The sequence below is a fragment of the Thorsellia anophelis DSM 18579 genome, from assembly GCF_900111395.1.
Taxonomy (GTDB): domain Bacteria; phylum Pseudomonadota; class Gammaproteobacteria; order Enterobacterales; family Thorselliaceae; genus Thorsellia; species Thorsellia anophelis.
The window spans coordinates 58,397-74,001 of the sequence record NZ_FOHV01000008.1; the positions used below are offsets into that span (position 1 = coordinate 58,397).

Sequence of the window (15,605 nt, forward strand, 5' to 3'; positions counted from 1 at the left end):
AAGCCATATAACGCTAGACAAGCTAGCATTAAGGTGCGGTTGTTTCATCTGCCGGTGCTAGTTTTAAAACCCCAATTACGGACAAAACATACTCAGCAATTATTTTCTGGCCAGTTGGTGTAAAATGAACGCCATCATCAGCTCTTATTTTAGAGTTTTTTTCATTCCAAGTTGCATAAGCATTATAAATATCAGATTCATAACCAAACATGATATTACTATCTAAGAAAATCCCCCCATAATGCTCAGTTACTTGCTTATAAAGTGTATCTAGGTGTAATACTCCTTTATTAAGATTTCCTTTTTTCATCGAAGGTGCACTTATCCAAATCACCCCAATCCCTTTTGCTGCTGCGAGTCGATATATAGCATCAATTCTAGATTGATACTCTTGATTCCAAATATCTGTACCAAATCTTAAGTAGGGTTCCCCTTTTTTGACCTGCATATCCCATGGATCATTCGCACCTAGCATCATCACAAGCAGTCCAATATCATCATTCTCACGTAATGTTTTTTCAATTGTTTTAGGCCAATCATAAGCCTTAGGGTAAGTAAGACCAGTGCTTTGCTTACTTAAGTTAATACTAGAAGTGTTGAACTCTTTTTTAAGCTTATTAATAACATGCGGTGCAACGCCCTGCATTAAAGAATCACCAGCAAAAAAAACCTTTTCTCCTTCTTTTAACAAATATCCATATCTGGGAGGATTGTTAGCATCACCAGGGCTGAGCTGTTCAATGCTACGAAGCTTGAACTCTACTTCACTCGTCAATAAGTCATCTTGAACACTGCCATTTGATGTGCGCTTACTTTCCAAAGGCTGTTCTTCTAAATTATAACTAACAGATTTAGATAGCTTTTCCGTTTCATCATTTGTTGAATAAATTAATGGCAGAACAGCTAAAGAAATCTGTTTTGATTGAGATTCAATTACGTCATGATCTTTCTCAAAGTTCTCTATATCGCTCGCCAAGCCACTATTTTCATCACCTTTAGAGATAAAAATAGAGGAAATCACCTCGATAGGTTTATCATTGATTATCTCCCCTATATCCCATACCATCAAAGAATCAAATATCTCAAGTGGGCTGCTATGATGATACTTCTGTTGGAAATATGTATTAATAGAATTTTGATTAAGCCAAAAAAACACCCAAATACCGATTAAAATGGTTGTAATTGTTAACCAAGTTTCATCAGAAAACTTATTTTCTTCCTGAGAGATAGGTTCAAAATGATTATTTTTATTAACAAATTCTAAATCTGGAGAATGAGACGGCGTATGTAATATTGAATTTTCCACACCCTCAACATTTAACGCTGTATCATTATCAATTAAAATTAAGCTAGAATCTGACTCCTTCAGGAACTTGTTACTATCTTGGTTAGCATGCTGGTTATTTACTTTTTTTAATTCAAAATGGTATGTATTATTACCTAGTGTGACTTCATCACTAGCTTTTGGCGCTTCATTAAATTCATTTTCTGAACTTTTATCATCAGAGTCAATCTCTACAATATTCTGTAATTGCGTAAAATCAATGCTTGGTGATCTCTGTTCCTCGCTAGAAATCAGGGGCTCAGGTATGCTGGATAGCGAAGTTTTTTCATCACTTGTAGATTTATGCGAAACTTGCGCTTCAGTACTGTTTTCCTTCATCAATGCATCTAACTCATCCAGTAACTGTTGGTTTTCAGATAGCATAGTTGCTATTTCATCTGTAATTTTAGTCGAATTAGAATGTTGCATAGATAAACCCTGGCACACCTGATGGCGCGAGTGTAATACAAATATGGATTAGAATTGCGAGGATTATTAAGTAAAATGGCCATGACAGTCTTAAAAGATACTCAATCAACCGATTGAGTATCTTTACAATAAATGGGTAAAATATAATTAATAAGCTAAATAGAGTTATTGAATTAAAGTTAACAAGAAAGGCTGAGTAAAGATTAAAATGAGAAAGTGTTTCAAATAAATTGATTGTAGTGTCCAAGCTAGGTGATCTAAAAAATATCCAGGTAAAGCAGATGAAATGAAAAGTTAATATTCTCATAGCATGCCTATTAATAAATTCTAATACACTTGCCAGATATGACTTAGTTAAAATATCCTGATTAACTGAGGATTTTGCAAATGCTGGATTTTTAGACACTATTTTTTTCTTGATAAGTCCAAAGCAATTAGAAATAATTTGTCCCAGTCCATGTAAAATGCCCCATAAAATAAAATTAACCCCCACCCCATGCCATATTCCAGAAAGCGTCATAGCAATCAGTATGTTAACTTGTGTTCTTACAAAACCTTTGCGACTTCCTCCTAGAGGAATATAAATAAAATCACGAATGAAAAGTGACAGACTGATATGCCATCTATCCCAAAATTCTTTTAAATTTTTAGCTATGTAAGGCGTTTTAAAATTAATAGGCAAATGAATACCTAATAGCATGCCAAGTGCTAATACGAGCTCACTGTACCCTGAAAAATTGAAATAAATTTGAAAAGCATAAGCATATATACTCACTAATACTTCATCTGACCTCGCATCTGCTGGTGTTGAAAAAATACTATCAACATACCAATCTGCTAAATAACTGCTTAACACCCAGAGTTTTACTGTTGCCATAAATAATAAAAATAACGCTCGTTTAGGCTGAATGATTTGGCGTTTGCGCGAAGATAGTAATTGTGGCAAAAGTCCAGCTTGATTTTTTGTATCATTCGCTCTATTAATGGGACCTGCAACAATACTTGGAAAAAAAGCGAGGTACAAATAAACATTCCAAATTCGAGGAGATTTAATCACTCCATTTTTGATGTCCATTATGTAACTAACAGAATGGAATAGGTAGAAAGATAACCCTAAAGGTAAGACTAAATTCAAAATAGGAAGAGATACAGAGAGACCTAAATCTTGAGTTAAATTAGTAAGTCCTTCAAATAAAGCCGTATAATATTTAAAAAAAAGAAAAAAGAGAGTAATAATGACAACAAATAGGATGGTGATAAGTTTCTTTTTAGAAAGTTGTTCTGCAAGCTTTCCTATAAGGTAAATAAGAGTACTAAATGAAAATAAAACAAATACCGCATAAAATGAAAACGTGCCAACGAATGCATAACTCCCTAATAGCAGCAACATATTCTGCCATGAAGGTTTATGACTTATCATCCAGTAAGTAAACAGAAAAAGAGAAAAACAAATAATAAATTCTAAAGATAAAAAACTCATTAGTACAACCTTAGCCTTTGTAAACACAATCAAAAAGTTTTATATTCTTAAAATATTACTTATTTGACTTAAAAATACCGTTAAAACCGATAGAATTATTCTTTTTCTGAATCTATAAAATAGAATTAATTTAACTCAACAGGATAGTAGTATGAAAACCTACTAGCCTATCCTATTTTAGCATTTCAACACGCTTAACCAGTGATGGAAAATATTCTGTTTTGCCCAACTATATCACCTCGATATTTAATAGTGTTTAATTATCCAAAACTAGATTATTAGACCTCTTTGCTTCATTCTCACTTTAAAGGCTTCATCGCTACTTTGAGATAAGCCTTCAGTCCGCTCTGTAACACTATTTAATCTTTGTATACTTCTTTACTAGCTTTCATTAAGCATCTGAGTAACATCTTCCTAATTGATTAAAATGCGACTATAGTGATCTACTGCCATCTACCGATATGCTAGTTAGCCAACCAAGCTTATTTTCCAAAGTCACGCTTTGCTTTTTTAATGCGTCATGCTTTATAAAGTAGTTTTGACATCACCCTTAATTATAACGGCACTTAATCAATGATCCATTTCCATTTATCACTAAAATATCTCTTGAATACCGCAGCTAGATCCGATTTAACACCTATAGTTTGCTAGCCGATATTTTGACTTACCATTATTATGTATACCAGCTGCCTAATAGCTGTATTCATAGCAGATTCAAAAATGACTTTAAGATTATTACAAAACCTTCCCTACCCCGGTTTTGACAACAACATACACTTATTACCCTGATAAATACTCACACCTTACAAGTAGCGAATACATCACGGTGACCGCATTTTTTAAAACGTGGAAGGTGCTCGCTTTTGAAAGAAGTTTTTAAGGCTGAAGTTCTTTTGAAACCTGCGGCAAAGGTTGATAGGATTTTGTCAACCAGCCATACCACTATTTTTACAAAGAGAGCGTATTTATTACCCGTCTCATGATGTCCATACTACAAAGCCAGTGAAGTGTTAAACACAAGCTCAAGCGAAGCGACAAATGTCTCAAGCTTGCTGACTATGAGATCTTAACTGGAATTTGAAGGCTTGTAATTGTTTCATGTGTAGTATTATACTTTAGTCCATGAAAAAAGAAACTAATATTCATCTAAGAATAGACTGTACTTTCCTAAAATTTTTATCTTGGTGTTTGTTGGACTTACTCTATTATTTTAACCATATCGACGACAGGTATTTAAGCAATATACCATTAAAAGCTATGCGGTTGCTATACTAGTATACGCAATGATTTATGCGTTTTTGCAGCTGTTGAACTAGTCGAAAATGGACAGTGAGTGCTATTACGCTCGTTTACAGGTAAGCTCTTTTCCAAAATTAGTCATGCCCAGGTTATTATGAAGTTTAAAGACGATGCCTAGACGATTACTACAAAGGTATTCATTGAAACTCTAAGACACTTTGCCAGCAGTTTCTTTGGTGCGTCAATATCTATACTTGGTATTGTATAAAAGTATACCTTACATCCTTACTTTGAAGGATGAAATTTCACACCATACCGGATAACTGAACGCAATTTAACCACTTATACATGAATAGAAATATCATTTGACAATATAAATCAAACTTTTAGCTAATCTCCTAATATTAGTTATAAAATTATCGTAAAATGGAATTTTTTAAATACACACTGAGGTCTTAATATGTATTTTAATGAGGATTTAACTCATTGCACAACTCAAACAAAAGAATTTTTGATTGAGGATATTATCAATATATTCAATGCTTGCTTTCAAGTTTCACACAACACCATTCTCATTAAAGGTGAAGATGAACCTATTTATTTGCCAGCTGATGAAACTCATTCATTTAACAGAATTATTTTTGCTAATGGTTTTTATGCCAGTGCATTACATGAAATAGCACACTGGTGTGTTGCAGGTCCGACTCGTTGGAATTTAATAGATTTTGGCTATTGGTATTGTCCTGATGGTCGTGATAAAGAGACACAATCACAGTTTGAAAACGTAGAAATTGCTCCTCAATCTTATGAATGGATTTTTTCTGTTGCAGCAGGGTTTCCATTCCAAGTAAGTTGTGACAATCTGAATGGCTCATTTGAGCCTGACCACAGAGAATTTAAAAAACGCGTTCATGCTAAAGTACTTGAAAGGCTTAATTATCCTTTAGCACCGAGACCTGCAAAGTTAGTTAGGGCTTTACAAGTTTTTTATCAAACACCTAAGATAACGCAAGATAGTTTCTTAATTACTTGATTGATTCTAAGCGGTAACATGACTATTTAACACGATCAACATGGATCTATTTGTAAAAAAAATAATTCCTTCTTTAGACAAAAGCCACACGGGCTAAAATATCAACACATGACAAGATGAATTACGCAACAATAACATTCACAATCAAATATTTAAAAACAAAATTTTGATATTTTATTTACTTTCAATTAATTATCCTCAGCTTGACAGAATAACTGTCGAATCAATTTAATGAGGATAAAATTATGCGTTTTAAATATCTAATGTTGTTATCTATAGTAAGCCCATTAAGTGTCTTTGCAAACACGCAAGCTTGTGAAGAAGCACATATTGTAACAGATGGAAGTCCAAATTTTGCACTTGCCCATTCCATCTTTGCGCATTCTATCTATCAAGATGGTTCTAAAGAATGGCATCCTGATCCTGTATCTATGATCGTATTAGATAAATTAAATCAGCCTATAAAAGACTGTGATGTTGTTGTTAAAGCATCAAGTTTATTAGATGGAAAATATTTTCCAATCACAACACGTAGTGATGAGAATGGAATGATTCAAGGTTGGTGGATAGCAGGAACTAAACCTGGTCATTTTTTAGAAGCTACTATTGTCGGTCAAACTTCACCAAATTTAATATTAGGTAGTACATCATATCAAGAAAATAGGACAGTAAGCCCTAGCTTGATGATTAGCTACTTCAACGATAGTGAAGAAATTCGAAGTACAAGCGTTGATTTTACTGCGATTAAATCAACACCCGATACCTTATTTCATACTTTAAGTTGGTATGGGGATACGATTGGGGATGTATACTTTGAACATAACCTATTCGGTGAGAAAAAGATCTCATTTGTTATGCTTCCTAATGCCCATCAAAGCCCAGAAATAATTGAAGATAATGCAAACATTTGTCACAAGAATGGTATGTTAGCCTCAGCTCATAGCATTAAATGTACCCTTCCTTTTGATTGGCAAGAAAATGAACAATACTCTGTGAAATTAAATATTTCAACTGAAAATTCACCGTTTCAAACATTTTCAGTTTCAATAGATAAACTATCAGATGATAATTCGTTTTCACAAGAATCTATCTTTAATGCATCAATTGGTATTACTGCTGATTCTTTACCAAGACAATATTTTTCTCAGATAGAAGAAACAACACCTAAAGCAATGAACTGTGGCTTAACTGAATTACGTCAAGCAACTTTTTCAAATGTCGTGTATGGTTCTTCTGAACATATCAATGATAAAAAAGTTGCCTTAGCAAAAGTATCACGTCCATATATACCATTTATGGGTGGGCAATCCCTTTGTTTCAATTATGGTTATGGTAAAACAGAATTTTTTGCTAATAAACCTTCGCAAAATGATTCAGGTTTCTATTTGAGTACTGGTGGTGCAGTTGCACAAGGGTATATCAGTGAACCTTTAGAAAATTTCACTGATAATACAGCAATTATTGATCTAGAAGCTAAACTGTATACAGTTAGCGATAAGGTATCAATGATTCAATTAAACGAGAATCCTGAATTATGGACTATTGATTTAAATAAATATCGTGTAATGTCATTCAAATTCGATAATGATAATTTTATCGATTCAATGAATCTACCTGAACTTGCTCATGAGAATAATGCATTAGTATTTGAAAATAAAAGTGATTATCAAATTCATATAGATTCACTTACAAATTCAATCTCATTAGAGCCTGGAACTAAGGCGTCTCTTCTCATGCTAAATGGTGCTTGGACATTGACTAATCATAATTAATATTTGCTATTTCTAGTTAAAGCAAGGTTATTTTATTTAACCTTGCTTTTTTTGTTGAGCTAATAAATACACATTAGCGAGGTCGTTTATGATCTCTTTCTTATTTGTTTTTTAGGTCGTTGTACTGGCGGACCAGTATCTATTTTCAAGGATTATATAGCATAAAAAAGAACACCTCTAAAATAACAACTTCGTTGTTATGCCATTTATTTCAGCCCTAAAGAATGGGATTTTACGCCAAAATGGATAAATCTCTCAACAAATCGTTATTCAAATACTGCTAAAGACATTGTTTCAACATCTCATAATGACCTTATAATAATATAATATTCATATTAAAAGTGGGTTAGATCAATTTAAGCTCGCTATTTAATTGATCGATTCAAAGAAATACGTCAAACTGAATGAGAACTATTTTCATTTATGTTAGAATTGTACTAAAATAAGATATCGAATCATTAAAATATATAACATTAGGAAATCCACTTTGTCCCATACTTCAAGTTTTAGCCTCAAGCTCAAACATGCGATTCAATTACAAACCCAGCGCGGTTGGCTTAGTTTAATGGTTGCCTTAGTTGTTGCCTTAGTCGTTCTTTCTCCTATAGTAACCCTTTTTATTTGGTCTTTTTCTGCTGATTTTAGCCATTGGCTTCATTTACTTAATTATGTCATACCAAATGTTGCGTTAAATACACTTTTGCTGTTAGTTGGTGTAGGTATAGTCGTTACATTGCTAGGAACTGGTTCAGCTTACTTAATGACCTTCTACCATTTCCCAACTAAAAAAATTCTCAATTGGGCATTATTACTCCCCTTAGCCGTACCAACTTATATCATAGCCTTTACTTATTTAGATTTACTTCATCCTTTAGGACCTATTCAATCATTGCTAAGGGACATACTCGGTTATGATTCTCCAAGGCAGTTTCAACTTCCTACAATTAGAAGTTATCCATTGATAAGTGCGATTTTTTTATTAGGCTTCGTCTTGTATCCATACGTATATTTAAGCACACGAGCCATGCTCATTACGCAATCATCAAACCTTATTGAAGCAGCAAGGAGTCTTGGTACCAGTAACGTAGGTGTGATATTTCGTGTTGTGCTACCATTATCTAGGCCAGCTATCATTGTTGGTCTAAGTCTTGCCTTGTTAGAAACATTAAATGATATTGGAGCATCTGAATTTTTAGGAGTACAAACCCTAACAACTTCAATCTATTCAACATGGGCTAGTCGTTCAAATTTTGCTGGTGCAGCTCAAATAGCACTTAGTATGCTGTTAATTGTTGTTTTTATTATTACACTAGAAAAAAGAGCTCGACGATCCTCTAGATATACTACAAGTTCTCGCTCAAAAACAATTCAACCTAAACGTGTCAATAAAACTAAAGGAATTGTAATTGCAGCTTTATGCTGGACTCCAGTATCACTTGGTTTCATCCTTCCATCGAGTTACCTACTTCATGAAAGTATTAGGAGGTGGTTTAGTGAAGAGGGACTGTCGGATAAGCTATTTAATAGCGCGCTTAATACTTATTTTATTTCTTTTACGGCAGTTTTGGTAACAGTATTCTTAGGCCTTTGTGTCGCTTGGACAGCTAGACGCTTAAGCGATTCAAAAAATGCTTTTATTCCTCAATTATTAAAAAACATAGCCTGTCTAGGATATGCCATTCCTGCAACCGTTCTTGCTATCGGTTTATTAACGCCATTTGGTTGGACTGATAAAATTCTATATTCCATGAGCTTAGGGAATCAAGTTATGCTAGGTTCTGTAATTGGTATTACAGTTGCTTATGTTATTCGCTTTATGGCAATTTCAACAGGGAGCTTCGAAGCTGGTTTAGCACGCATATCCCCTTCTTTAGAGCAATCATCTAGATTATTAGGTATGCACAGTTGGCAAACTTTGTATCGTGTTCACATTCCATTATTAAAACCATCCATGATTACAGCCGCCCTACTTATATTTGTAGATGCGATGAAAGAATTGCCTGCAACTTTGCTATTACGGCCAGTTAATTTTGAGACTCTAGCAACCTTACTTTATGCTGAAGCTTCCAGAGGTGCATATGAAGAAGGCGCAATAGCAGCAATGTTAATTGTTTTAGTAGGTCTATTGCCTGTTATTTTATTAGCTCGCTCACAGCGAAACTCTTACTCTGCTTATTAAGGTATTCTATGCAAGATTTTTTAAACCTCGACTCAATTACAGTTTGTTATTCAGAGCATGCGATTATTGAAAACTTATCATTAATCCTACCTAAAGGAAAAATTGGCTGTTTTTTAGGTGAATCTGGTTGTGGTAAAACAACGTTATTACGGTGCATTGCGGGCTTTGAACCACTTTGCGATGGCAGCATAATCTTAGATAACAATGTAATTTCAACAGCAAATCATCTTACATTACCTGAAAAAAGACTGGTTGGAATGGTGTTTCAAGATTATGCTCTATTCCCACACTTAACGGTTATAGAGAATATTAGTTTTGGATTAAAACATTTAAACAAAGAAGTTCGCTTAGAAAAAGTAAATTCACTACTTGCTTTAGTAGGTCTTGAAGATCTTGCAAAGCGCTACCCTCATGCTCTTTCTGGTGGCCAGCAACAACGTGTTGCGTTAGCAAGAGCATTAGCACCTGAGCCTAAATTACTATTATTAGATGAACCATTCTCGAATTTAGATGTTGAAACACGCGAACGTTTACTCCCAGAGTTATTAGACATACTAAAAGCAACAGGGCAAACAGCTATCTTAGTAACTCATAATCAAAGGGAAGCTTTTGCGATGGCTGATCTTGTAGGTGTCATAACTAATAAACAACTTATTCAATGGGGTACACCTGAGGAAATTCAACACACACCTGCTAATGATTGGGTTCGTAAATTTATTAGAAGCTAATAATGATTAGGATGGTAAATTAAATATATTTTTTTACTGCTTAAGCTGAATTTTAAAATTAGTTTGTAATTTAATCATCTTTGGACCTCTATAAACTAAAGGGATATTATTTTTTCCCTAACAATATTAAGCTTCACTCGTAATAGAATTTCCTGCCGGGAAAGTTAAACTAACTTACAATTTTAAGGTTAAAGATAATTCTTTATACTCATTATTGTATCTATTTCCAGTATCAGCAGATTCTGATTATGTAGATTGAAATACGATATCAGAAATTCTCAAGCCCAAAATTGGTGCTAAAGAATGGTTCGTTGTGGAAGTTAGAGAAGGTGATAAAGAAGCAATGCTTTATTACGGATTAATAGTAGCTCATCCTAAAGGTGATAAAATTGATATGCTAAAATTTTTCCCAACTAAAAATCAGTTAGTTATGTTTGACATTGCCTAAAGATAAATTTATGGGGAGCACAAAAAAGTAATCTTAGAGGAATTTTCGATTCGCTTGAATATCAACTAAAAAATTATTTTAAGTTAGCCACAAGACAAACTCCCTTGACTAACTTGATTGTATTATTAAAAGTATACTTTCCTAAAACCATAAACAATTTCTATATTTAATTACAAAGCAATAAAACCATACAGCAATCAAAATACAGTAACTTGAAGTTATAAAATGGCATTTAAAGCGCATTAAGAAAATATAAATAACAATTGGAACAGTAGCATAGACTATACCTAGTGCCATTGATCGACGTATGTCGTTAACCTCCAAAATTCTGAGTACATCGCATACTGTTTGAATTCCTTCAGTACCTAAAAAATCTTCATATTCAAGTGAACTTAATATGAAGATTAAGATAGTTAGCGTCATTATATAAATAAAAAGAAAAGCTTTTAGAAGGTTCACCCTGATTACCTATATACTTTGAAAAAGCGTCTCTTACAAAACAAAGTACCCCGTACTTATTACACATTACAATTTAATCTTCAATACCTATATTAGAATTGATTTTTTTTCCTCTTTTGCTAAATTATCATGACTATCACTTTGCATCGTGATATCTAGATAAAAAATAGCCAATGTAGTTTTGAAATATACATAAAAAGGACACATTAAGATTAAACTGATAATGAGTTGTGCTATGTCAAATGCTAAAGGATTATTTGAAAATAAAAATACTGCAGCTAACTCGACAATGATGGATGTAACGACAAGAGTTAAGATAAACCATGCTACAAAACTCACTGCTAAACTAAATAATTCCCCTTTTTTACCATTCATTAACTCGCAAGATTGTGTGATTGCTTGGTTTGGCGTCATATCAGGGTTATCCTTTAGTAAATAGATAGCCATTGAGTAAGAATGCATCTTAATAATACCTGGTATAATGAATAAAAGTGTCCAGCCAAAGATATAAATAAAATATAAAAACCAAAATGTAATCATCCTTACCGGTTGCGTCTTAAGCGGTGTAAATATTTCATCTAATACAATTGGCTGTTTCCTTGCCAAAGCGAGCGCTAACCAATTAAAACCACCCCAAAAAGGGGACAGCACAACCCCAATAACCATGACTAAGAACAAATTACTCATAAGAAATGATAATTCTTCACGAGAAACGCCGTTTAGATTGCCTAGACTCATAGCTATTTGAAATTTCAAATAAACATCTCTTGAGGTTAATAAAAATATAATACTCCCGAGTGTTTCATAGAAAAAAAGGCCTATACAACAAGCGATCAACATTAGTTGCCAATTACCAGATAAAGCAGTGCGAGCTTTCTTACGATAAATATTATTCATTTTTTTTTCCTGTTAAGTTCAACAAAGTCAATTGATAGCATTTAAAAAGTACAGTTTAGCGTTAATCCTGCTGAGTTAAATGATTTATATACGTTCTAAACTCTTCCAATTTAAATACTTTATTTAACCAAACAACCTCTCTTTTTAATGAGTTAAAGCTAAAGTTAAATTTAGCCACAGAATTTGGATTAAGTAAGTCTAATGATGCTTTTGATTCTTCTTTTGTATCTTTTGATTGAATATTAGGATGCTGAATGCTAATTTCTAAAAAGGGTCTTGTTTTATTCATCTCATTCATAACAAATAGATAATCATCTATTTGCTTTTCATCATTGAATGAAAATATTATAGATAACAATTGTCTCAAAGCAGATTGATTTAGCATCATATCAAAAGATAATGTTTGAGTATGGTTAAAGATTGACGTAATGAGAGGATTGATATAAAGATCAGATTCTTGACCACTTGGCTGAAATTGCCATGTTAACGAACTACTAAAATTAATATTTTGATTCTTAGCTTTAAATTCAGAAATAGTAAACGATGGATAATTCGCTAAAAACGTTTCTTTATTCTGTAACCATTGAGTAAAATAATAGACTGATAAAGGAAACTTATTTATTCCATCGACTTTATCAGATTCAAATCGAATATGTGCTGTATCTATAGCTTTTTTAAGCGTATTTAAATCAATATTACCTAGCCCTAACTTAATAGATAAATCACCGAAGGATTTGTCAGAATAAATAATTGATGAGCTTGTTAATGTAGATTCTAACTCGACTAATGGTACATCTTCCCTTTGACTGGCTTTCATAGAAACATTTAGATTATTCGCTTGTAAAGTATCAATTGAAAGCGTTTTAGCAGATAATTGGAGATCTGTGAATGTGGCTGTTTTATCTAAATCAAAGGAAATATTAAGATCATTAATATTAGCTATTTCAGCAGTAGGAATAATAATTTGGGCAATATTAGTAATATCCTCATTACTGGTTGTTGGCTCAGTTTTTGATAACACTTTAATATTAGGCTGATTTATCGTTATATGAGTAGCCATTGAATTTAGATTGGTGGCAAAGGTGCCCGTGATATCCTCAAATTCTAAAGTATCAAAAACAACTACATCAGGTAAATTGATTGTTTTAAAATTACCAAGTAATCCCTTTTCAGAATCATATATTACTGTTACCAAACCTTCTATCCTAGAATTAGGTTTAAGTCTTTCTATCAATAAGTCTTTGACAGGAAGATTATCAATAGATGATAAAATAAAATGACTTAGATCATTCACCACAAGTTTCAGATCAATAGCAATGTCACCCTCTTTGAATAACTGTTGCATCAAACCATATGAAAAAATGATATTACTTTCAATTAAAGCTTCGGTATGATTTTTACCTTCCTTAGCTTGAACGTAGGATATTTGATAACGCCTTTCAAAAAGACCAGCTTCAGATCTCGTACTAATAAAGGCACCCGTTGTTAACGTTTTATTTTGCTGACTTATCCATATATCGATTGATTCATCAATCTGAGAACCTTTAATCCAACTCATTATAATTATGTAGAGTAATAAAATTAGGTTAACTAGCAAGAATAAAACACCTAAAACTTTAAAATTAATAATGTTTAATTTACTTCCTGATAATTTCATCATAAATTCACTAACAAGCACGAAACATGCTCTATGAGCTCCTAATCATTTTATCTTTTATCAATAAACCGTATTGGTAATAATTGCAAATAGGATAAAGCTTCATCAATATCAATTTCATGCGAAGTAAATATTATGCTTTCAGCATGAAAAAGTTCAATTTCTAGATACGTGAGCAGCTCTTCAGTTTCAGCGGGAGCTTTAGCAGTTTCTGGTTTAATTCGATTCATTAAAAGACCGATTGAAACAATGGTATTATCTTTTATCTCTCTTGCTAATGGTTGCATTTTTTGATAAATGTTATACTGCTTAATTGCTGCTATTTTAATTTTTTCATCTGCAATGAAGATATGTTCACCATGAAAATGAACTTTGATATCAACAGCACCTAAGCCTTGTTCACGCTCTATTGGTTTAAATGTAACTTCAGCATCAATTTTTATTGCAGCTGGATTTACCACTTTAGTTAAATGAAAATAACGATTTTCTCCATTCTCATCTGTAATAAATCCAAAGCTTCTATCTGCAAAAAAAGCATTAACTTTGCCTTCCATTATTGACTCCTAAATCCTGTGTTGAAACGATAAAATAAGTTAACCGTTTGATAAAATTTTAATGGTACTGTAATAGCTGCAGGCAACAAACAAAATAGAAATAAAAACATTAATACCAATCATGAAAATGGCAGCTAACCAATTTTGGCTTTGAATATGCTGAAATACTTCTAAAGAAAAGGTAGAAAATGTTGTCAAGCCGCCGCACAAACCCGTTACTATAAATAATTTATAAGATGTTGGTATTGCAGTTGACATTTCAAAATAACCAATAGAAATTCCGATGATAATTGCACCAATTAAATTTGCACTCAATGTACCAATAGTAATAATCTGATTTAGAGGGTTTAAATTTATACTAATAACATAGCGCAATACGCTTCCTAATCCGCCTCCAACAAATACTGCGATAACAGTATGAAAGCTAACCTGCATACTATTTAACCTCAATCCCTTTTGCCTGCAGATCTGCATGATAAGAAGATCTCACAAGTGGTCCACATGCAGCATGCTCAAACCCCATAGCAATTGCTTTTAATCGAAAGTCTTCAAATTCTTGAGGTGATACATACCTTTGGACAGGATAATGTTCTCTACTTGGCTGTAAGTATTGTCCTAGTGTAAGCATTGTCACACCATTATCTCTTAAGTCTTGCATGACTTGTAATATTTCTTCATTTGTTTCCCCAAGTCCCACCATGAGGCCAGATTTTGTTTTCACCTGAGGATTTCGTTCTTTAAATGTCTTTAGCAGCTTAAGTGACCATTCATAATTTGCTCCTGGTCTAACTTCTTTGTACAATCTTGGTACATTTTCAAGATTGTGGTTAAATACATCGGGTGCATTAGCTGTTAAGAGCTCAATCGCAATATCCATTCTTCCCCTAAAATCGGGAACTAAAATTTCGACTTTAATCGCAGGATTCATTTCTCTTATTTCTTTAACCGTTTCTGAGAAATGCCCCGCACCACCATCTCTCAAATCATCTCGATCAACTGAAGTAATGACCACATATTTTAATCCCATATCTTGAACAGTTTTAGCCAGCTTAGCAGGTTCATTCTCGTCAGGGGCAAGAGGCTTGCCATGTGCAACATCACAAAAAGGACAACGCCTTGTACAAATCGCGCCTAAGATCATAAATGTAGCCGTACCATGCGTAAAGCATTCAGATAAATTAGGACAGGCGGCTTCTTCACAAACAGAATGAAGTCCATTGGAGCGTAATGCTTCTTTTATCTTATTTACTGCGCTATTTTCCACAGGTAATTTAATTTTTAACCAGCTAGGCTTCGGTAATTTAGTCTCGTATACTTGCTTAACAGGTATTAAAGACATTTTTGCAGCATCACGGTATTTAACACCAGGCGTTAACTGGGAAGATTTAAGTATATTTGTCATTATG

The 15,605-nt window shown here is 33.2% G+C and carries 13 protein-coding genes; 5 read left to right on the top strand and 8 right to left on the bottom strand.

The genetic code is table 11. From position 1 onward, the window contains the following. Nucleotides 1–28: 28 nt before the first annotated feature. Together BMW37_RS06460 and BMW37_RS06465 are read right to left on the bottom strand one after the other, a co-directional pair. Nucleotides 29–1,753, bottom strand: a complete 1,725-nt coding sequence (locus BMW37_RS06460) for an SGNH/GDSL hydrolase family protein (protein ID WP_093318772.1) — start codon at nucleotides 1,751–1,753, stop codon at nucleotides 29–31. After that, nucleotides 1,740–3,233, bottom strand: coding sequence for an MBOAT family O-acyltransferase (locus tag BMW37_RS06465; RefSeq protein ID WP_093318773.1), 1,494 nt, complete (start codon nucleotides 3,231–3,233; stop codon nucleotides 1,740–1,742). The genes BMW37_RS06460 and BMW37_RS06465 overlap by 14 nt, the downstream gene beginning before the upstream one ends. 1,699 nt (nucleotides 3,234–4,932) lie before the next feature. Here BMW37_RS06465 and BMW37_RS06470 point away from each other — a divergent pair. The 5 genes from BMW37_RS06470 to BMW37_RS15720 all read left to right on the top strand — a co-directional run bounded on the left by BMW37_RS06470 (nucleotide 4,933) and on the right by BMW37_RS15720 (nucleotide 10,632). Continuing rightward, a complete protein-coding gene (locus tag BMW37_RS06470) occupies nucleotides 4,933–5,505 on the top strand; it encodes an elongation factor P hydroxylase (RefSeq protein ID WP_093318774.1) in 573 nt (190 codons plus the stop codon). 245 nt (nucleotides 5,506–5,750) lie between these two features. Continuing rightward, entirely contained in the window at nucleotides 5,751–7,277 is a 1,527-nt protein-coding gene (locus BMW37_RS06475; RefSeq protein ID WP_093318775.1) for a hypothetical protein, read from the top strand. Nucleotides 7,278–7,764: 487 nt separating this feature from the next. Further along, a complete protein-coding gene (locus BMW37_RS06480; RefSeq protein ID WP_245711035.1) occupies nucleotides 7,765–9,456 on the top strand; it encodes an ABC transporter permease in 1,692 nt (563 codons plus the stop codon). An 8-nt stretch (nucleotides 9,457–9,464) separates the two neighbouring features. Further along, a complete protein-coding gene (locus BMW37_RS06485; protein WP_093318778.1) occupies nucleotides 9,465–10,184 on the top strand; it encodes an ABC transporter ATP-binding protein in 720 nt (239 codons plus the stop codon). Between the two features lie 313 nt (nucleotides 10,185–10,497). Further along, nucleotides 10,498–10,632: a hypothetical protein gene (locus BMW37_RS15720; RefSeq protein WP_281241261.1), complete on the top strand. Its 135-nt coding sequence runs from the start codon at nucleotides 10,498–10,500 to the stop codon at nucleotides 10,630–10,632. A gap of 141 nt (nucleotides 10,633–10,773) precedes the next feature. Here BMW37_RS15720 and BMW37_RS15905 read toward each other — a convergent pair whose 3' ends face one another. The 6 genes from BMW37_RS15905 to lipA all read right to left on the bottom strand — a co-directional run bounded on the left by BMW37_RS15905 (nucleotide 10,774) and on the right by lipA (nucleotide 15,601). Beyond that, a complete protein-coding gene (locus BMW37_RS15905) occupies nucleotides 10,774–11,091 on the bottom strand; it encodes a DUF2645 family protein (RefSeq protein WP_425441763.1) in 318 nt (105 codons plus the stop codon). A gap of 87 nt (nucleotides 11,092–11,178) precedes the next feature. Continuing rightward, a complete protein-coding gene (locus BMW37_RS06490; protein ID WP_093318781.1) occupies nucleotides 11,179–11,988 on the bottom strand; it encodes a DUF975 family protein in 810 nt (269 codons plus the stop codon). A gap of 61 nt (nucleotides 11,989–12,049) precedes the next feature. Then, nucleotides 12,050–13,546 carry a DUF945 family protein gene (locus BMW37_RS06495; protein ID WP_177168598.1) on the bottom strand — a complete coding sequence of 499 codons (1,497 nt, stop codon included), beginning with the start codon at nucleotides 13,544–13,546 and terminating at the stop codon, nucleotides 12,050–12,052. A 149-nt stretch (nucleotides 13,547–13,695) separates the two neighbouring features. After that, nucleotides 13,696–14,199, bottom strand: a complete 504-nt coding sequence (locus tag BMW37_RS06500; RefSeq protein ID WP_093318786.1) for a cold-shock protein — start codon at nucleotides 14,197–14,199, stop codon at nucleotides 13,696–13,698. Between the two features lie 39 nt (nucleotides 14,200–14,238). Beyond that, entirely contained in the window at nucleotides 14,239–14,634 is a 396-nt protein-coding gene (gene crcB / locus BMW37_RS06505) for a fluoride efflux transporter CrcB (RefSeq protein ID WP_093318788.1), read from the bottom strand. 1 nt (nucleotide 14,635) lies between these two features. After that, nucleotides 14,636–15,601, bottom strand: coding sequence for a lipoyl synthase (lipA, locus tag BMW37_RS06510; RefSeq protein ID WP_093318966.1), 966 nt, complete (start codon nucleotides 15,599–15,601; stop codon nucleotides 14,636–14,638). Nucleotides 15,602–15,605 lie beyond the last annotated feature (4 nt).

What these genes read in the sequence shown, in the direction of transcription:
- BMW37_RS06500 (WP_093318786.1), bottom strand. Translation starts at nt 14,199, where the DNA reads ATGGAAGGCAAAGTTAATGCTTTTTTTGCAGATAGAAGCTTTGGATTT.
- BMW37_RS06495 (WP_177168598.1), bottom strand. Translation starts at nt 13,546, where the DNA reads ATGAGTTGGATTAAAGGTTCTCAGATTGATGAATCAATCGATATATGG.
- BMW37_RS06485 (WP_093318778.1), top strand. Translation starts at nt 9,465, where the DNA reads ATGCAAGATTTTTTAAACCTCGACTCAATTACAGTTTGTTATTCAGAG.
- crcB (WP_093318788.1), bottom strand. Translation starts at nt 14,634, where the DNA reads ATGCAGGTTAGCTTTCATACTGTTATCGCAGTATTTGTTGGAGGCGGA.
- lipA (WP_093318966.1), bottom strand. Translation starts at nt 15,601, where the DNA reads ATGACAAATATACTTAAATCTTCCCAGTTAACGCCTGGTGTTAAATAC.
- BMW37_RS06470 (WP_093318774.1), top strand. Translation starts at nt 4,933, where the DNA reads ATGTATTTTAATGAGGATTTAACTCATTGCACAACTCAAACAAAAGAA.
- BMW37_RS06465 (WP_093318773.1), bottom strand. Translation starts at nt 3,233, where the DNA reads ATGAGTTTTTTATCTTTAGAATTTATTATTTGTTTTTCTCTTTTTCTG.
- BMW37_RS06475 (WP_093318775.1), top strand. Translation starts at nt 5,751, where the DNA reads ATGCGTTTTAAATATCTAATGTTGTTATCTATAGTAAGCCCATTAAGT.
- BMW37_RS06460 (WP_093318772.1), bottom strand. Translation starts at nt 1,753, where the DNA reads ATGCAACATTCTAATTCGACTAAAATTACAGATGAAATAGCAACTATG.
- BMW37_RS06490 (WP_093318781.1), bottom strand. Translation starts at nt 11,988, where the DNA reads ATGAATAATATTTATCGTAAGAAAGCTCGCACTGCTTTATCTGGTAAT.